Source organism: Bordetella pertussis 18323, assembly GCF_000306945.1.
Classification (GTDB): domain Bacteria; phylum Pseudomonadota; class Gammaproteobacteria; order Burkholderiales; family Burkholderiaceae_B; genus Bordetella; species Bordetella pertussis.
In genome coordinates, this window is the sequence record NC_018518.1 from 3,760,684 (window position 1) to 3,778,111 (window position 17,428).

At 68.8% G+C, this 17,428-nt stretch carries 16 protein-coding genes; 4 read left to right on the forward strand and 12 right to left on the reverse strand.

Annotation, left to right across the window (positions count from 1 at the left end):
• The first annotated feature begins 3 nt into the window (after positions 1–3).
• The gene (locus BN118_RS17830; protein WP_029443792.1) at positions 4–969 is read left to right on the forward strand and encodes a Bug family tripartite tricarboxylate transporter substrate binding protein; all 966 of its coding nucleotides are present in this window, start codon (positions 4–6) and stop codon (positions 967–969) included.
• Between the two features lie 18 nt (positions 970–987).
• Here the strand turns inward: BN118_RS17830 and BN118_RS17835 are convergent, their stop codons facing one another.
• Both BN118_RS17835 and BN118_RS17840 read right to left on the reverse strand, forming a co-directional pair.
• A complete protein-coding gene (locus tag BN118_RS17835) occupies positions 988–1,458 on the reverse strand; it encodes a tRNA (cytidine(34)-2'-O)-methyltransferase (RefSeq protein WP_010929906.1) in 471 nt (156 codons plus the stop codon).
• Positions 1,459–1,532: 74 nt separating this feature from the next.
• Positions 1,533–2,264: a ComF family protein gene (locus BN118_RS17840; protein ID WP_020699687.1), complete on the reverse strand. Its 732-nt coding sequence runs from the start codon at positions 2,262–2,264 to the stop codon at positions 1,533–1,535.
• Between the two features lie 36 nt (positions 2,265–2,300).
• Here BN118_RS17840 and BN118_RS17845 point away from each other — a divergent pair, with 36 nt between their 5' ends.
• A complete protein-coding gene (locus tag BN118_RS17845) occupies positions 2,301–3,278 on the forward strand; it encodes a methyltransferase domain-containing protein (protein WP_019247635.1) in 978 nt (325 codons plus the stop codon).
• A 15-nt stretch (positions 3,279–3,293) separates the two neighbouring features.
• Here the strand turns inward: BN118_RS17845 and BN118_RS17850 are convergent, their stop codons facing one another.
• The 10 genes from BN118_RS17850 to BN118_RS17895 form a co-directional block, all read right to left on the reverse strand.
• Positions 3,294–4,535: a YbdK family carboxylate-amine ligase gene (locus BN118_RS17850; RefSeq protein ID WP_003818939.1), complete on the reverse strand. Its 1,242-nt coding sequence runs from the start codon at positions 4,533–4,535 to the stop codon at positions 3,294–3,296.
• A gap of 348 nt (positions 4,536–4,883) precedes the next feature.
• Positions 4,884–6,542 carry a TRAP transporter large permease gene (locus tag BN118_RS17855; protein ID WP_014906093.1) on the reverse strand — a complete coding sequence of 553 codons (1,659 nt, stop codon included), beginning with the start codon at positions 6,540–6,542 and terminating at the stop codon, positions 4,884–4,886.
• A 2-nt stretch (positions 6,543–6,544) separates the two neighbouring features.
• Entirely contained in the window at positions 6,545–7,174 is a 630-nt protein-coding gene (locus BN118_RS17860; protein ID WP_010929901.1) for a TRAP transporter small permease subunit, read from the reverse strand.
• Positions 7,175–7,213: 39 nt separating this feature from the next.
• The gene (locus BN118_RS17865) at positions 7,214–7,987 is read right to left on the reverse strand and encodes an ABC transporter permease (protein ID WP_003807400.1); all 774 of its coding nucleotides are present in this window, start codon (positions 7,985–7,987) and stop codon (positions 7,214–7,216) included.
• Positions 7,984–8,772: an ABC transporter ATP-binding protein gene (locus BN118_RS17870; RefSeq protein ID WP_003816301.1), complete on the reverse strand. Its 789-nt coding sequence runs from the start codon at positions 8,770–8,772 to the stop codon at positions 7,984–7,986. Before BN118_RS17870 ends, BN118_RS17865 begins: the two co-directional genes overlap by 4 nt.
• Positions 8,769–9,797, reverse strand: coding sequence for an ABC transporter substrate-binding protein (locus BN118_RS17875; RefSeq protein WP_014906094.1), 1,029 nt, complete (start codon positions 9,795–9,797; stop codon positions 8,769–8,771). Before BN118_RS17875 ends, BN118_RS17870 begins: the two co-directional genes overlap by 4 nt.
• A 34-nt stretch (positions 9,798–9,831) precedes the next feature.
• Positions 9,832–11,019 (reverse strand): xanthine dehydrogenase family Fe-S subunit, encoded by a 1,188-nt coding sequence (locus BN118_RS17880; protein ID WP_010929899.1) that lies wholly within the window; start codon positions 11,017–11,019, stop codon positions 9,832–9,834.
• A complete protein-coding gene (locus tag BN118_RS17885) occupies positions 11,016–11,852 on the reverse strand; it encodes an FAD binding domain-containing protein (RefSeq protein WP_010929898.1) in 837 nt (278 codons plus the stop codon). Before BN118_RS17885 ends, BN118_RS17880 begins: the two co-directional genes overlap by 4 nt.
• Complete coding sequence (locus tag BN118_RS17890; RefSeq protein WP_014906095.1) at positions 11,849–14,221, reverse strand: xanthine dehydrogenase family protein molybdopterin-binding subunit; 2,373 nt, start codon at positions 14,219–14,221, stop codon at positions 11,849–11,851. The genes BN118_RS17885 and BN118_RS17890 overlap by 4 nt, the downstream gene beginning before the upstream one ends.
• 29 nt (positions 14,222–14,250) lie before the next feature.
• On the reverse strand, positions 14,251–15,354 hold the full coding sequence (locus BN118_RS17895; protein ID WP_014906096.1) for a TRAP transporter substrate-binding protein: 1,104 nt from the start codon (positions 15,352–15,354) through the stop codon (positions 14,251–14,253).
• Positions 15,355–15,823: 469 nt separating this feature from the next.
• Between BN118_RS17895 and BN118_RS17900 the strand changes: the two genes are divergently transcribed.
• Positions 15,824–16,135 (forward strand): non-heme iron oxygenase ferredoxin subunit, encoded by a 312-nt coding sequence (locus tag BN118_RS17900; RefSeq protein WP_003807389.1) that lies wholly within the window; start codon positions 15,824–15,826, stop codon positions 16,133–16,135.
• 2 nt (positions 16,136–16,137) lie between these two features.
• Entirely contained in the window at positions 16,138–17,400 is a 1,263-nt protein-coding gene (locus BN118_RS17905; RefSeq protein WP_010929895.1) for an NAD(P)/FAD-dependent oxidoreductase, read from the forward strand.
• Positions 17,401–17,428: the final 28 nt, after the last annotated feature.

The window sequence follows — 17,428 nt, forward strand, 5'->3', positions numbered from 1 at the left end:
CGCCTGCTGCGCCGTCTGTGCGCCCCGCTGGCCGTCGCCGCCCTGCTGCCCGCCGCCGCCCACGCCGCCTGGCCCGAACGGCCCATCCATCTGGTGGTGCCGTTCCCGCCGGGCTCCTCGCCCGACCTGCTGGCGCGCACCATCGCCGAGCCGCTGTCGCAGGCGCTGCAGCAATCCATCGTGATCGACAACAAGCCGGGCGCCGGCGGCAATATCGGCACCCGCATGGTGGCGCAGGCAAAGCCTGACGGCTACACCCTGCTCTACACCATCAACGGGCCGCTGGTCACCGCCCCGACCCTGTACAAGCGCACGCTGGGCTACGACCCGCTGAAGGACCTCGCGCCGGTCACGCTGGTGGCCACCAGCCCCAATGTGCTGACGGTGCCGGCCAGCCTGCCCGTCGACAACGTGCAGGATTTCGTCAAGCTGGCGCGCGAGCGCGCCGGCGCGCTGAATTATGGCTCGGTCGGCCCCGGCAGCTCGGCCCACCTGGCCATGGAAATGTTCAAGCACGAAGCCGGCATCGACCTCACGCAGATCCCGTATCCGGGCTTTCCGCAGGTAATCACCGCCATCATCGGCGGCGACGTGCACGCCGGTTTCATGGTGCCCGCCATCGCCATGCCGCACGCACGCGACGGCAAGGTCAAGACGCTGGCCGTCACCAGCCTGGAGCCCAGCGACGCGCTGCCCGGCATCCCGACCATGGCCTCGCAAGGCTATCCCGGCTTCGAGGCCATTTCCTGGAACGCCATCCTGGCCCCGGCCGGCACGCCGGCGCCCATCGTCGAGCGCCTGAACCGCGAACTGGCCACCATCATCGACAGCGACGCGGTGCGCAAGCAACTGGCCGCGCAGTACTTCACGCCCGCCCCCTCCAGCCCGCAGGCGCTGACCGAACGCATCCAGGCGGAGAAAGCGCGCTGGGACCAGGTGATCGGCCGCTTGAACCTGTCGCTGGACTGAGCGGGCGCCTGTCCCGCCTCAGATACTGCCGGCGTACCCCGACTGGCGCCAGGCCTCGAACACCGTCACCGCCACCGCGTTGGACAGATTGAGGCTGCGCTGGCCCGGCCGCATGGGCAGCCGCAGTTGCTGGGCTGGTCCGAACAGCGCCATGTGCGCCTCGGACAGCCCGGCGGTTTCCCGCCCGAACACGAACACATCGCCCGCCTGGAACGCCATGTCGGCCAGGCTGGTGCGCGCGCGCGTGGTCAGCGCGAAGATGCGCGGCGCAGCCGCGCCGGTGGCCGCCAGCGCCTGCGGCAGCGTGTCGTGCACCTGCACCGGCTGCCATTCGTGATAATCCAGCCCGGCGCGGCGCAGGCGCGCATCGTCCAGCTCGAACCCCAGCGGGCGCACCAGATGCAGCTGCGCGCCGGTATTGGCGCACAGGCGTATGGCATTGCCCGTGTTGGGCGGGATTTCCGGAGAGACCAGGACGACGTGGAACATGGCGGGATGGGCGCGCGGGCGCCGCGTGCATGACGGGAAGACCGCCATTTTGCCAGCCTTGGCCTGGGCGGACTTCAGCCATGGCTGGCCGGCGTGCGCGCCGCGGCCAGCACGATGACGCGGCCGGCGCCGGCGGCCAGCAAGGCGCGCGCGGCGCAATGCGCCGTGGCGCCCGTGGTGACCACATCGTCGACCAGGGCCACGGTGGCGCCGGCCGGCACCGGCAAGGCGCGCCACCGGCCCGTGGCGCCCCGGAGCCGGTCGCGGCGGCCGCGCAGGGTCTGGCGGCCGGCAAGCACCCGGGCCGGGCGCAGCTGGGTACGCGCCAGCGGCCAGCCCAGGCGCGCGGCCAGCGCGGCCACCAGCTCCGCCGCCGGATTGAAGCCCCGCCGGCGCAGCGACGCCGCGCTGGCCGGCACCGGCACCAGCAGGCAAGGGCCGCGCAGCGGCGGATCGGCCTGCCGGATGGCGCGCAGCATCAGGTCGGCCAGCGCCACGGCCAGCTCATGCCGGCACGCGGTCTTGTAGCGGGAGATCAGCCCGCGGTAGGGCCCGGCGTAATCGAGCGCCGCCACCACGCGCTGGTAGGCGGGCCGCAGGCGCAGGCAATCGGCGCAATGGCGCGCCCGCGGCGCCAGGCGCACCGCGCAGCAGGGGCAGCGCGGCGTGGCCGGCCCCAGGGCCGCCATGGCCTCGGCGGCGCAGGGCTCGCACAGGCGGCCGCCGGCGGCGCGCAGGCCGCACAACGGGCAGTCCGACGGCAGCCGGGCAAGCCAGCGCCGCGAATGCGCAATAATGTGGGTCATGGGCCGCCTGGCTTCCTCGATGCGGGCGTGCGCCCGATGGCCCTGATCACATCATGCCTGCCCGCGCCCGTGGGCGGCACCGCGATACAAATGTCCTTGCCTTCTTCCCTGCCTTCGCTTCCCATCGTGGCCGCCGACGTGGTGCGCCAGTTCTCCCGCCGCGGCGATCTCGCGCAGGCTCAGTTCCTGTATGGCGAAGTCGCGCAGCGCATGATGGGCCGGCTGCGCTATATCAGGCTGCAACCGGCCGCGCTGCTGGACGCCGGCTGCGGCGCGGGCGCCAGCCTGCCGCTGCTGCGCGACCGCTTTCCGAGCGCCGCCTATACCGGGCTGGACGCCGCCGAGCCGCTGCTGGCCCACGCGCGCCAGGCCTGGACGCCGGGCGGCGTGGCCGCCTGGCTGGGACGCCTGGCCCAGCGCGGCAAGCCCGCCGTCTCTTTCGTGCGCGCCGACCTGGCCGCCAGCGGGCTGCCGCCCGAGCAGCTGGACCTGGTGTGGTCCAACCTGGCCCTGCACTGGCATCCCGAGCCGCACGCGGTCCTGGCCGAATGGCGCCGCATCCTCAAGGTGGGCGGGCTGGCGATGTTTTCCTGCCTGGGTCCCGGAACGCTGCGCGAGCTGCGCGAGGCGCTGGCCGATGCCGGCCTGCGCACGGCCACGCCGACCTTCGTGGACATGCACGATTTTGGCGACCTGCTGGTCGAGAACGGTTTTGCCGATCCGGTAATGGACCAGGAAACCCTGACGCTGACCTACGAGACCCCCCAGCGCCTGCTGGAGGATGTGCGCGCCCTGGGCGGCAACCCGGCGCGCGACCGGCGCGCCGGCCTGGCCGGGCGCGCCTGGCTGGATCGCCTGCATGCGGCGCTGGAGGCCCGGCGCGGCCCGCAAGGCCGCATCAGCCTGAGCATCGAAGTGGCCTACGGCCACGCCTGGCGGGCGCCGGCGCGGCGCGCCGCGCCCGGCGAAACCCATCTCTCGGTCAGCGCCATCGGCGGACGCCGGGCAGGCTGACGCCGCCGGCCTGCGTCAGTGCAGGCGCTCGGCCCAGCCGGGCAGCGGATCGCCCTGCGGCGTGCTCAGGGCGCACACGCCTCCCACTGGCTCGGAGGTCGCGCGGATGCGGCGCCGCACCGCCGACGGGGGGGTGTCCTGGACGCCCTGGCCGCGCCAGTTTTGCGCCATGGACTCGACCACCAGGGGCAGTTCGCGCACCTTGAGGAATTGGCCGCGCAGCCAGCGCGCGTCGTTGCCATTGCGCAGGATCTCGTCGCGCAGGGTTTGCAGCATGTCGCCGGTGCCCAGTTCTTCGGCCACCGGCGCCAAGCGCTCGAACAGCGCGCGCAGGTGGTCCACCAGCCGCACGCGCTGCCCGTCCGGCGTGACGTAGCTGCCGTGCAGGCCGAAACGGCAGGCCTGGAAATGGTTGCTGCGATAGGCCAGCCAGGCCTGCTGGCTGGGTTCGGGGTCGCGCGCCACCTGCACCGCCAGCGCCTGCGCGAAGGCAGCCAGCTGGCAGGCCCGCTCGACGGTCAGCGGGGTGTCGCAGACCCGGATCTCGACCGTGCCGTACTCGGGCTTGGGCCGGATGTCCCAGTACAGGTCCTTGATGCTCTCGGCCAGGCCGCTGGCGCGCAGCTGGGCCAGGTGGGCCTCGAAGCGGTACCAGTCGGTCACGTCGGCGGGCATGTGGCCAGCCAGCGGGAAACTGTTGACCGCGTTGAGGCGGCAGCACGAAAACAGGGTGTCCACGCCTTCGCAATAGGGCGAGGCGGCCGACAGGGCGATGAAATGCGGGACATACGGCGACAGCCCGCGCACCATGCGCACCGCCGCGTCGCCGGAGGGCACGCCCAGGTGGATATGCTGGCCGAACACCGTGAACTGGCGCGCCAGGTAGCCGTACATCTCGGCCAGGTACTGGAAGCGCGGCGTATCGGAAATGGCGCGGTCCTGCCAACGCATGAAGGGGTGGGCGCCACCGCCCGTGACGCCAACGCCGACCGCGTCGGCGGCTTCGCAAAGGACATCGCGCATTTCGCGCATTTCGGCCAGCAAGCCGGCCGGGTGCTCGTGCACCGAGGAATTCAGCTCGATCATCGATCGGGTGATTTCGGGTTTGACCCGATCGGCGATGGGATGGTTGGCCAACTGGGCCAACAACTCGTCAGACGCGGCAGCCAAGTCAAAGCTGCGGGGATCGACCAACTGCAATTCGAGCTCGATACCCAAGGTGTTGGGGGCTGACGAAACGAAGGGGATCTGTTCCATCTCCGACTCCTTGCGTGTTCTTTCGATTGAGGGAACGCGCCATTCGGCTTTGAAGCCCGGAAACTGCCCGGGGAGCACTCGACGGCGTCTTATGAAGGCATGATAGCCGCAACTTTGTGGCAAGAAGATTGAAATTCGTGACATTTATGCGCAACATCATGAATCGGAGATTTTTTACCTGTGACAATCATGTGAGCAACCACTCACACTCAAGTATTGGCGCGGATGAGCGGGCAGCGAGGTACGCAAAGGGCCGCGTAGCGCGGCCCTCGGGGGGTCAGGGGAAACCCGAATCAAGGGTTTTCCCTTAGATAAAACGGGCGTTACCAAACGCCCGGCAGGTAACCACTATTTGAATGGCGTGGCGTCGCCTCCCCCGTATACGCTGCCGCCGTAGCCCCCCTCCACTTCGATCTTCACGCTGGCCGGGTCGACGGTGGACTGGCCGCCCTTGTAGTGCATGACCATGCCGGGAAACAGCATGACGGCGGCCACCATGAACAGCTGGATCACGATGAACGGCACCGAGCCCCAGTAGATCTGGCCGGTGGTCACCGGCTGGATGACCTTGCCGGTGATCTTGTCCTTGTAGGCGTCCTTGGGCGCGACCGAGCGCAGGTAGAACAGCGCGAAGCCGAACGGCGGGTGCATGAACGAGGTCTGCATGTTCACCGCCAGGATGATCCCGAACCAGATCAGGTCGATGCCCATCTTGTCGGCCACCGGGCCGAGCAGCGGCACGATGATGAACGCCAGCTCGAAGAAGTCCAGGAAGAACGCCAGCACGAAGGTCAGCACGCTGACCACGATCAGGAACCCCCACTCCCCGCCCGGCAGCCCGATCAGCAGGTGCTCGACCCACAGATCGCCGTTGACCCCGCGGAAGGTCAGCCCGAACACCGTCGAGCCCACCAGGATGAACACCACGAAGCACGACAGCTTGGTGGTCGTGTCCATCGCCTGCTTGAGCAGGTCCAGCGTCAGGCGCCGGCGGATCAGCGCCATGATGATCGCCCCCACCGCCCCCATCGCCCCGCCCTCGGTGGGCGTGGCCACGCCGATGAAGATCGTGCCCAGCACCAGGAAAATCAGGAACAGCGGCGGGATCATCACGAAGGTCACCCGCTCGGCCAGCGCCGAGAGCATCTTCAGGCGGAACACCTTGTTGGCGATCGCGATCACGAACGCCGTCAGCCCCCACAGCAGCAGGCTCACCACCACCTGCTCGTCGACCGGCGCCGTGTCGTTCTCCAGCCACTGCCCCAGCACATAGGCCGACAGCGAGGAAATCAGCATCAGCACCAGCAGCGAACGCCCCCCGCGCGAGCCGTTGGGCTCGCGAAACCTGCGCGCCTCCTCGGGCAGCGCCGGCGCCGCCGAGGGCTTGACCAGCGAGACGATCACCACATAGGCGATGTACGCCCCCGCCAGCACGAACCCCGGCACCATCGCCGCGCGGTACATGTCCCCGATCGAGCGCCCCAGCTGGTCGGCCAGGATGATCAGCACCAGCGAGGGCGGAATGATCTGCGACAGCGTGCCCGAGGCCGCGATCACCCCGCTGGCCAGCCGCCTGTCATACCCGTAGCGCAGCATGATGGGCAGCGAAATCAGTCCCATCGAGATCACCGAGGCCGACACCACGCCGGTGGTCGCCGCCAGCATCGCGCCCACGAACACCACCGCGATCGCCAGCCCCCCGCGCAACGGACCGAACACCTGGCCGATCGTCTCGAGCAGGTCCTCGGCCATGCCCGATCGCTCCAGCACCAGCCCCATCAGGGTAAAGAACGGCACCGCCAGCAGCGTGTCGTTGGAAATAATGCCGAACACCCGCTGCGGCAAGGCCTGGAACAGCGCCGGGCTGAGCAGGTCCAGCTCGATGCCCACCAGACCATACAGAATCCCGTTGGCCGCCAGCGCGAACGCCACCGGAAAACCCAGCAGCAAGAACAGCACCAGCGTCGCGAACATGATCGGCGCCAGATTGGCTATCAGAAACTCCATGATCAGCGGCCTTCGTGGTTATTACGTTGTTCTTGCACGCTCGCCTCGCGCTCCAGCGCCTCGCGGGCGATCTCCTCGGCCAGCAGCTCCTCGGCGCTCTTGCTGCCCTCGCGCGCGGTCGGGTCCGGACACTGCCCGCGCAAGAACCCGATGCACTTGATCAGGTGCGACAGCCCCGCCAGCACCAGCAGCGCAAACCCCACCGGAATCAACAGCTTGACCGGCCAGCGGATCAACCCGCCCGAGTTCGACGACTGCTCGCCGCTCAGGTACGAATCCATGAACACCGGCCACGACAGAACCATGATCAGGGTGCACGCCGGCAGCAGAAAGAACACCACCCCGAAAATCTCGATCCAGATCTGCTTGTGGCGCGGCAGCCGCGAGGACAGAATGTCCACCCGCACGTGTTCGTTCTTCAGCAGCGTGTAGCCCGCGGTCAGCAGGAACATCGCGCCGAACATGTACCACTGCAGTTCCAGCCAGGCGTTCGAACTGCTATGAAACACCTTGCGCACCACGGCATTGCCGGCGCTGACCAGCACCACCAGCAAGGTGACCCATGTCACGGCCCGGCCGACCCGCAGGTTCAGCGCGTCTATGCCGCGCGATAAGGCAAGCAATGCCCACATGTATTCCCCGATATAAATATGTAGGTATGGAAAACCGGCTCAATGGCCCTCGACGGGCGTGCGCCACGGCGTGGCCTTGCGCTCGAACCACACCAGCAGCGCGAACAGGGCCATGCCCATGACCGCCAGCACCGTCAGGGCCGCGAACACGCGCACGGTGTCGAAGGTGCCTTGCGCGCTCATGATCACGTAGCCCAGCCCGCGCTGCGAGGAAACGAACTCGCCGACGATGGCGCCCACCAGCGCCAGCGACACGGCGACCTTCATGCCGGTCACGATGGACGGCAGGGCGCCAGGCAGGCGTACCTTGAAGAAGAAATCGCGCCGCGACCCCTTGAGCACGCGGCCCAGGTCCAGCACGTCCTGCGGCACCGACTTCAGGCCGTGCACGGTGTCGACGATGACGGCGAACACGGCGATCAGGAAGGCGATGGCGATCTTGGGCTCGGCGCCGGTGCCCAGCCAGATGACAAAGAGCGGCGCAATCGCCACCTTGGGCACGCTGTTGAGCGCCACGATCAGCGGGTACAGGAAGCTCTCGCACCAGCGCGAACTGACCAGCATCACGGCGATCAGCACGCCGCCCACCACCGCGACCGCGAAGCCGGCCACGGTGGTCATCAGCGTGTACCAGGCCTGGTCGGCGTACCAGCGCCATTCCGCGGCCAGCTCCAGCGCTATCTGCGAAGGCAGCGGCAGCATGATGGGCCGCACCTCCAGCGCCCGCCCCAGCCCTTCCCACAACAGCAGGAACACCGCCAGCGATACGGCGCCCGCTGCCGCATGCAAGCATTTGCGACCCGTGGCTGTCATGGCGCACGCCCTCCCTCGTCGATCAGGCCCATCTGCTCGAACAGGCCGCGTATATGGCGCACATAGCGGCCGAACTCGGCCGTCTCGCGCACCGCCAGCGGCCGCGGACGCGGCAGGTCGATGCGGATGGTCTCGAGCACCCGTCCGGGACGCGGCGAGAACACCATCACTTCGTCGCCCAGGAACACCGCCTCGGCGATGCCATGCGTGACGAACATCACGGTGTTGCGCGTTTCCATCCAGATGCGCTGCAGTTCCACATTCATCTGGTCGCGCGTCAGGGCGTCCAGCGCGCCGAACGGTTCGTCCATCAGCAGCAACGCCGGGTCGTCGACCAGCGCGCGGCAGATGGCGGCGCGCTGGCGCATGCCGCCGGACAGTTCGCGCGGATAGTTGTCCGCGAACGCCGCCAGGCCCGTCAACCGCAGCAGCGCGTCGACCTTGTCGCGGTAGCGCGCCACCGGCTTGCCGGCAAACTCGACCGGCAGCAGGATGTTGCGGCGAATGTTGCGCCATTCAAGCAGCGCGTCGCGCTGGAACACCATGCCTATGCCATCCGGCGGCCCTTTGACGGGCTGGCCGGCCACGCGCAGTTCGCCCTCGCTGATCGTCTCCAGGCCGGCCACGCAGCGCAGGAAGGTGCTCTTGCCGCAACCGCTGGGGCCGAGAATGCTCACGAAACGGCCCGCGGGCACATCGATCGAAATGGTTTCCAGCGCCTGCACCCCGCGTTCGCCGGGGTATTTCTTGCGCACCCCGGCCGCGCTGACAGCCGCCACGCTCACGGTTTCACCAGCGCGTCGTAGCGTTGCGGCCGGGCCAGGTCCGGCACATAGAAGTCGGCCGCCTTGGCGTCGGCGCGTACCAGGCCCACCGACGACAGCGTCTTGACCGCCTGCTCCCAGTCGGCCGGCACCGGCGCGCCCACGCGCTGGCCGGCCGCCAGGCCGAAGTAGCCGCGCAAGGCATCGATCTGGCCGCGCAGCACCGTACGGTCCAGGCGCGCCTGCGGCCGCTGCGCCAGGATGGCGGATACGGCCTCGTCCTCGTGGCCCGCGTAGATGTATTCCCAGGCGCGCGCGCTGACGCTGGCAAAGCGTCCGATGGCCTCGCCGCGCTCGCGCAGCTTGTCCTCGCTGGCGAACAGCCCGAAGCTGGGCATGTCCAGGCCGAAGTCGGCAAAGCGCACGGCCCGCGACGGGCGGTTCTGCGATACCACGGGCAGGAAGAACGGGATGGTCGAGAACGCCGCGTCGGCACGGCCCACCGCATAGGTGGAGGCCTTGCTGGCGGCATCGACGTTGATCAGCTCCAGATCGCTTTTCTTCAGCTTGCCGCGCGCCAGGAAGGCGTCGATGAACGGCGCCTCGAGCGAGCCGGCGGTATAGGCCACCTTGCGTCCCTTGAGCTGTTCGGGCCCGGCAATGCCGGAATCGGCCGGCACCAGCAGGCCAATGTCGCTGTGGCGCGCGAACACGGCCACCGCCTTGACCGGCAGCCCCTTGTCGCGCGCAATCATCATGGACGCCAGGGCGGCGTGCCCCAGGTCGAAACGGTCGCTGCCGCCCACGATCTGCACCGTCGTGACCGAACCGTTGCCGTCCTCCAGCGTGACGTCCAGGCCCGCCTGCTTGTACCAGCCCTTCTGCTGCGCCAGGTGGAAAGCCGCCTGCACGCCCCAGGGCGTCCAGTCCAGCCGCACCCGCAACGGCTCCGGCGCCTGCGCGCCGGCCGTACCCGCCGCCGCCAGCAGGGCGATACCGCCCATGGCCCGGCGCCACCACTTCCCGATTGCCTTCTGCATCTCCATCCCCCTGGAATCGCGCGCGACGCCGGCGCGCCGTTCAGCCGCCGTGGCCGAACCAGCGCTTGATCCGCATCCACAACACGCTGAAGAACATCGCCACCGGGTTGAACTGCGCCTGCGGCAACGCCTCGCCGCCAGGCTGGCGCAGGCGCGCCGTCACGTTCTTGCCGAAATCGGCGATCATGCGCCGCACGAAATCCTGCACCAGCCCCGAGCGCGAGAACTGCGCCAGCGGCCCCTGCAGGGCGTACTGCAGATCCACCTTGACGCGCGTCTCGTTCTCGGACACCGCCTCGACCTGGTAGGCAATATCGCCGGTGGCGCGCGACTGGCTCAGCGAATCCTGGCCGGCGCCGCGAAAAACCGCGCGCATGGCCGCTTCGTCGCGCTCCAGGCGAGCCGCGCCGTTGAACGCGGCAGCCATGGGGCCGAACTTGATGGCGATCTTGCCCTTGACGCGCTGGCTGTCGGTTTCCTCGATGACCGCGCCCGGCAGGCAGGCCGCCACGGCCGGCAGGTCCACCATGAAGGCCCACACCTCGGCCGCGGGAAACGGCACGGTGAACGCGTCGACGATCTGGTTGCCCTTGCCGCCGACCGGGCTGGCGGCCGCGGCCGGCCGTGGCTCCGCCTGGGCAGCCGTCGGCGCGCTGGGCGTGAAAGGCTGGAAAGCGATGGGCTGCTCGCCGCGCGGCGCCGGCAGGCGCCCGTCGGCCGCGGCCGCGCGCAAGGCCTGCACGGCCGCGTCGGGTTGCTCGCGCAGGTCGCGCAGCACCGACATCACGGCGCCCACGATGCCCATGTAGCCGGTGCAGCGGCACAGGTTGCCCGACAGTTCCACGCGCACGCGCGCTTCGTCGGCATCGGGCATGCGCAACACGATGTCGCGCGACGTCGTCAGCATGCCCGGGGTGCAATAGCCGCATTGCAGCGCATGGTACTTGGTGAAGGCGGCGCGCAGGCGCGCCATGACCGGATCGCCGTCATAGCCTTCGATGGTGGTCACCTGGCGGCCTTCGCACGCCACCGCATAGGTGATGCACGAACGGACCGGCTGGCCGTCGACCAGCACGGTACAGGCGCCGCATACGCCGTGCTCGCAGCCCAGGTGGGTGCCCGTCAGGCGCGCCTGGTCGCGCAGAAAATCGCCCAGGTGCATGCGCGGCGACGCCTCGTGGGCCACCTGCCTGCCGTTGACTTCCAACGTTACTTGAACCATCGTCATTCCTGTACGCCCAGCGCCTGCTTCAGGCAGCGCGCCACGGCGGTTGCATGCAATTTGCGATGCAGGGCATCCTTGCCGGGCATGGCCTGCGCCACCGCTTCATCGATCCGCTCGGCCTGCAGCGCGGCCGCGCCCTGGCGCGCCACGGCGTCGGCCAGCCCCGGCAGCAGGCAGGGCGCGCCGTCGAGCGCGCCCACCGCGATGCGTGCCACCCACCGCGCGGGCTCGAACCAGGCCGCGCAACTGGCCTCGGCGAACTCGCCGGCCTTGCGGCAGAACTTGTAGTAGCCCCAGCGCGCGCCATCGGTCATGGCCGGTACGTGCACGGCGGCGATCAATTCGCCCTCGCCCACCACCGTGGTGTAGGCGCCCTGCATGAAGGATTCGGCCGGCACCATGCGCTCGCCGTCCACGCCGGCGATCTCGATGTCGGCGCCCAGCGCCACCATGGTCAGCACCCAGTCGGCCGCCGGATCGGCGTGCGCCAGGCTGCCGCCGATCGTGCCGCGGTTGCGGATGGCGCGATAGGCGATGCCCGTCGCCACCTGCTGCAAGGCCGAGCCGCGCAGCGCCGCGTGCACGCCGTCCTCGATCTCGGCGTGGGTGACCGCGGCCCCCACGCGCACGCGGCCGCCGCGCTCGCCTACCTCGCGCAGCGCCGGCACCCCCGAGATGTCGATCACCACCGGTGGACGCGCCAGGCGCAGATTCAGCATCGGGCCCAGCGACTGGCCGCCGGCCATCAGCTTGGCGCGGCCGTCGTGCTGGCGCAGCCACTGCAGCGCCTGCTGCATCGACTCGGCGCGGAAATATTCGAACTGCGCCGCTTTCATGCTGCCTCCCCGGCGCCTTGCGCAATGGCCTGCAGCACGCGGATCGGCGTCAGCGGGGTGCGCGACAGCTCGGCGGCGCCCAGGCCGCGCAGCGCATCGTTGACTGCGTTGAACAGCACCGCGGGCGGCGCGATCGCACCGCCCTCGCCCATGCCCTTGGCGCCGAATTCCGTATGCGGCGACGGCGTCTCGAAATGGTGCAGCCGCATGTTGGGCACCTCGGTCGGGCCGGGCAGCATATAGTCGGCCAGCGTCGAGGCCAGCGGCTGGCCATTGGCGTCGTAGGGCGTCTCTTCGTAGAACGCGGTGCCGATGCCCTGCGCGATGCCGCCGATGGTCTGGCCTTCCACGACCATGGGGTTGATCATGGTGCCGCAATCCTCGACGACCACGTAATCCAGTATCTCGACCGCGCCGGTGTCCGGATCCACCGCCACCACGGCGGCGTGGCTGGCGTAGGTGAAGCAGCCGGTGTCGACCTTGGGCTTGTAGCCCACGTTCACTTCCAGGCCCGCCGGGTCCACGTCGGGCGGCAGCAATTGCGGCCGCAGGTACCAGGCGTCGGCAACGTCGCCGGTGGCGACCGATTTCTCGCCGGCCCGGTAGATGCCGTCCTGCAGCGTCACCGCGTCGTCGGCCACGCCCAGCATGTGCGCGGCGATGTGCCGCATGCGCGGCAGCAGGCGCTTGCATGCCTGCGACACCGCGCCGCCGGACATGACCAGCGAGCGCGATGCGTAGGTGCCGGTGGAGAACGGCGTCTGGCCGGTATCGCCATGCAGCACCTTGATGCGCGCCACGTCGATGCCGAGAATCTCATGGGCGATCTGGGCGAAGGTGGTTTCCATGCCCTGGCCGTGCGAGTGCACGCCCACGCGCACTTCCAGCCCGCCATCGGGCGTCACGCGCACCGTCGCCTGGTCGAAGCCCGGAATCACGGGCGTGCCCCAGGCGGCGAATACCGAGGTGCCGTGCGCGGCCTGCTCGGTATAGGTGGCCACGCCCACGCCGATGCGCCGGCCGTCGGCCTCGCCGCGGGCCTGGCGGGTCCGCACGCCGTCGATGTCTATCATCTCCAGCGCCTTGCGCAGGCTGGCCGGGTAGTCGCCGCTGTCGAAGTGCTTGTTGGTCACATTGACGTAAGGCATCTGCTCGGGTTGCACCAGGTTCTCCAGGCGCACTTCCCAAGGCTCGCGGCCCACTTCGCGCGCCACGGCGTCCATCGTCAGCTCGATGGCGAAGCACACGCCGGTACGCCCGCGATATGGCACGAAGCCGGGTTTGTTGGTAGCCACGCAGCGCGTCTCGCAGCGGTAGCCGCGAAAGCCATAGGGCCCGGGCAGGTTGCCGACCGCCTGGCCAGGCTCGAGCCCGATGGTGAAGGGCCACACCGAATAGGCGCCGCCGTCTATCGTGATCCGGGCGTCCAGCGCCAGCAGCTTGCCGCGCTTGTCCGCATAGGCGGTCATTTCGTAATGGTGCTCGCGCGAATTGGCGCCGGCCGTCAGGTGTTCACGGCGGTCCTCGATGAAGCGGAACGGGCGCTTGTAGGTCTTGGCCAGCCAGGCCACACAGAGCTCTTCCTGCTGCAGCACGCACTTGTAGCCGAACGCGCCGCCCACGTCGGGCGACACCACCCGCACGCGGCCCTGTTCGAGGTCCAGGCACTGGGCCAGCACGCTGCGTATCATGTGCGGCACTTGCGTGGCGCTGATCACCACCAGCTGGTCGGCCTGGTGGTCCCAGTAGGCCAGCACCGCCTTGCCTTCCATGGGAACCATGCATTGCCGCGCCAGGTCGATCTTGCGCCTGACCACCACCTCGGCGCGCGCGGCATGTTCGTCGAAGTCGCGGTCGGCGTTCAAGGTGACGAACACGTTGTCGCGCCAGTGCTCGTGCACCAGGTCCGACGTGGCCTGCTGCGCGCCGGCCACGTCGGCATAGACCGGCAGGTCGTCATAATCGACTTCCACCAGCTCGGCATGGTCTTCCGCCTCGGCGCGCGTCGGCGCGAACGTCATGGCCACCGGCTCGCCGACGAAGCGCACCTTGCCGCTGGCCAGCGGCGGCTGAACCGAGGGCTGGTAGGTCGGCAGGGTCGAATCGGCCGCGATATCGCGCGCATCGCCCATCATCGAGCGCAGCACGACCTTGTCGCGCACGCTCTCGGGCACCCGCACATCGGTAATGCGCGCATGCGCCAGCGGACTGCGCAGGAATGCCACCTCGCACAGCCCGGGCATGGCCATGTCGGCCACGAAGTTGCCCTTGCCATGCAGATGGCGCGCGTCCTCCTTGCGGGGAACGCGCGCCCCGACTCCTTGCCGTGAACCGGCGCCAACCTCGGCGCCGGTATGTTCTGTCGTCATGACTGCCCTTTGAAACTGAATGACGTCGATTACTTGGCCTGCGCCCGCGCCACGGCCGCGAAGGTGTAGTTGTCCAACGCGTTCTCCGCGACGCGGAACCAGCCCGCCTCGTCTTCCTGGAATTTCTTCCAGCCGGGATAAATGGCCTTGAAGTCGGGATTCTTTTCCGACAGCTCGGTCCACAATTGCTGTGATGCCTTGTATACCGCGTCCATGACTTCCTTGGGGAAGAAACTGACCTTGGCGCCGCCGGCGATCAGCTTGCGCAGCGCAAGGGGGTTGCGGGCGTCGTAGTTCGCCAGCATTCTCATGCTCTGCTCGCCGCAGGCGGCCTCGAACGCCGCCTGGTAGGCCGGCGGCAGCGCTTCCCAGGCCTTGTCGTTGACCATGGAGGTGATCGAGGCGCTGCCTTCGAACCAGCCCGGCGAGTAGTAGTAGGGCGCCACCTTGTTGAAGCCCAGCTTTTCATCGTCGTACGGCCCGATCCACTCGGCCGCGTCGATGGTGCCCTTCTCCAGCGCGGGGTAGATGTCGCCCGGCGGAATCTGTTGCGGCACCACGCCCAGCTTGGACAGCACCATGCCGCCGATGCCCCCGATACGCATGTTCAGGCCATTGAGGTCGGCGGTAGACTTGATTTCCTTGCGGTACCAGCCGTCCATCTGCACGCCCACGTTGCCACAGACGTGGTTGACGATGTTGTATTTCTTGTACAGCTCGCGCAGCTGCTGCAGACCCCCGCCGTAGTGGATCCAGGCGTTGTGCTGGCGCGCGTTCAGGCCGAACGACAGGCCAGTATCGAACGTCAGCGCCGTGTTCTTGCCGATGTACATCGTGCTCAGCACATGGTTGCATTCCACGGTGCCGTTGCTGACCGCGTCCATGTTCTGCGCGGAAGGAACCAGTTCACCGCCGGGAAATGCGCGGATCTCGAACTTGCCGTCGGTCAGCTGGCCGACACGCTTGCACAGCTCGTCGGCCGAGCCGTAGATCGTGTCCAGGCTCTTGGGCCAGCTGGTCGACATGCGCCAGCGGACGGTCGGGTTGGCCTGCGCCATGGCGGGCATGCCCACCGCGGCCAGGCCGGCGCCGGCAGCGCCGGCGGCTTGTGCGAGAAAACGGCGTCGTTGCATGACTTGCTCCTGAGCTGTCGAATCGAATGCGAATATCTGCTTGTCTGGACACGGCCGGCCGTGTCCGGGGAATCCCGGCCGTCGGCGCGCCGGGTTGTACCGCCAACTGCATCCGGGAGCTGAAGCCCGGTTTGGAACGACTTGCCCGCATGCCCGCTTCGGCCGCCTGAAACGTGCCGAAAAAAAGTAAGTATGCTGACGTTTTATTCAGCATACTGATAGTGTTTTTGAGTGTCAACGAGGTTTTCCCCGGTGTTCCTGCCGGGCTCGCGTCCGCGTTTTCGCGGGCCGGTGCGGCGAGCGGCAAGTCCAGCAATGGCGCGGCTTGGCGCGTGATCGGCGCGTGCCCGCCGGGGCGGGCCGGCCAGCCCCGCGACCGGGCGGCGCGACCAGGGAAATCCCTAGGATAAATTTCCGTTTTATAGGAAGTACACTGCGCATACTTACTCAGTACACTGAATATTTAGCCATGAACTGGATCAAGATCGCGACTACCGACCAACTCGAGGACGACGAGGTCATGCCCGTTACCGCCGGCGAGGCGAAATTGGCCCTGTATCGCAGCGAAGGCGAATACTTCGCTTCGGACAATGTCTGTACCCACGCCTATGCCCTGCTGTCCGACGGCTATCTGGAGGATGGCTGCATCGAATGCCCGCTGCATCAGGCCAGGTTCGACATCAAGACCGGCAAGGCCATGTGCGCGCCGGCGACGGCCGACATCCGCATCTATCCGCTGAAGATCGAGAACGACGACATCTACGTCGATCTGCAAGCCTGATCATGGACGAGATCCAATCCATCGTGATCGTGGGCGCGGGCCAGGCTGGCGCGGTCGCCGCGGCCAGCCTGCGGCAGCTGGGCTATCGCGGCGGGCTGACCCTGGTCGGCCAGGAGGCCCACCCGCCCTACGAGCGCCCGCCGCTGTCCAAGGCGGTCTTGCAGGGTACGGCCACGCATGCCGAGGCCGCCGTGCACCCCGCCGGCTTCTATGCCGAGAACGACATCGCGCTGCTTACCGAGACGGCGGTCGCCGCGCTCGATCCGGCCGCGCGCACGGTGCGGCTGGCCGACGGGCGCACGCTGCCATACGACCGCTGCCTGCTGGCCACCGGCGGCCATGCGCGCGAATTGCCGGCCCTGCCGCGCGGACGCGCCGGCGTGCACTACATCCGCACGCTGGACGACGCCCTGGACCTGCGCGCGGCGCTGCGCCCGGGCGTGCGCGCAGCCGTCATCGGCGGCGGCTTTCTGGGCCTGGAGGTGGCCTCCACCGCCCGCGAACTGGGCGCCAAGGTCACGGTAATCGAAAACGGGTCCCGCCTGCTCGAGCGCGCCCTACCGGCCATCGTGTCGGACTGGCTGGCCGAACGCGTGCGCGCCAGCGGCGTCGACCTGCGCCTGGGCGGCGCGATCGCCGCCATCGGCGACGGCCCGCCCTATGCCATCACCCTGGCCGACGGTACGCAGGTGAACGCCGACCTGATCGTGGTCAGTATCGGCCTGGCGCCCGAGGTCACGCTGGCGCGGCAGGCCGGCCTGCCGCTGGACGACAACGGCGGGATTTGCGTCGACAGCCAGGCGCGCACGGCCGACCCCCAGGTCTATGCGGCCGGAGACTGCGCCAGCCAGCCGCGCGCCTGCCTGGGCACGGCCGCGCGCTTCGAATCGTGGCAGAACGCCAACGAACAGGCGCGCGCGGCGGCCGCGGCCATGCTGGGCCTGGCGCCCGCCGCCGAACCCTATCCGTGGTTCTGGACCGACCAGTACGGCTGCAACATCCAGATCCTGGGCTTGCCGCAACCCGGCCTGCGCTATGTATGCCGCCCGCAAACGGACCCGCAGGCCGCGCCGCGCGTGCTGTGGATCGGCTTGCGCGATGGCGTGCCCTGCCATGGCATCGCCGTCAACGCGGGCGGCGACCTGCGCCAGCTGCGGGTGCTGTTCGAACGCGGCATCCCCGTCGATCCGCACCGCCTGGCCGATCCGGCCGAAGCGCTCAAACCCCTGGTCAAGGCCTGGCAGGCCGCCATCGCCGTGGCCTGACCGCACTCGATAACGCCCACACAGGAGC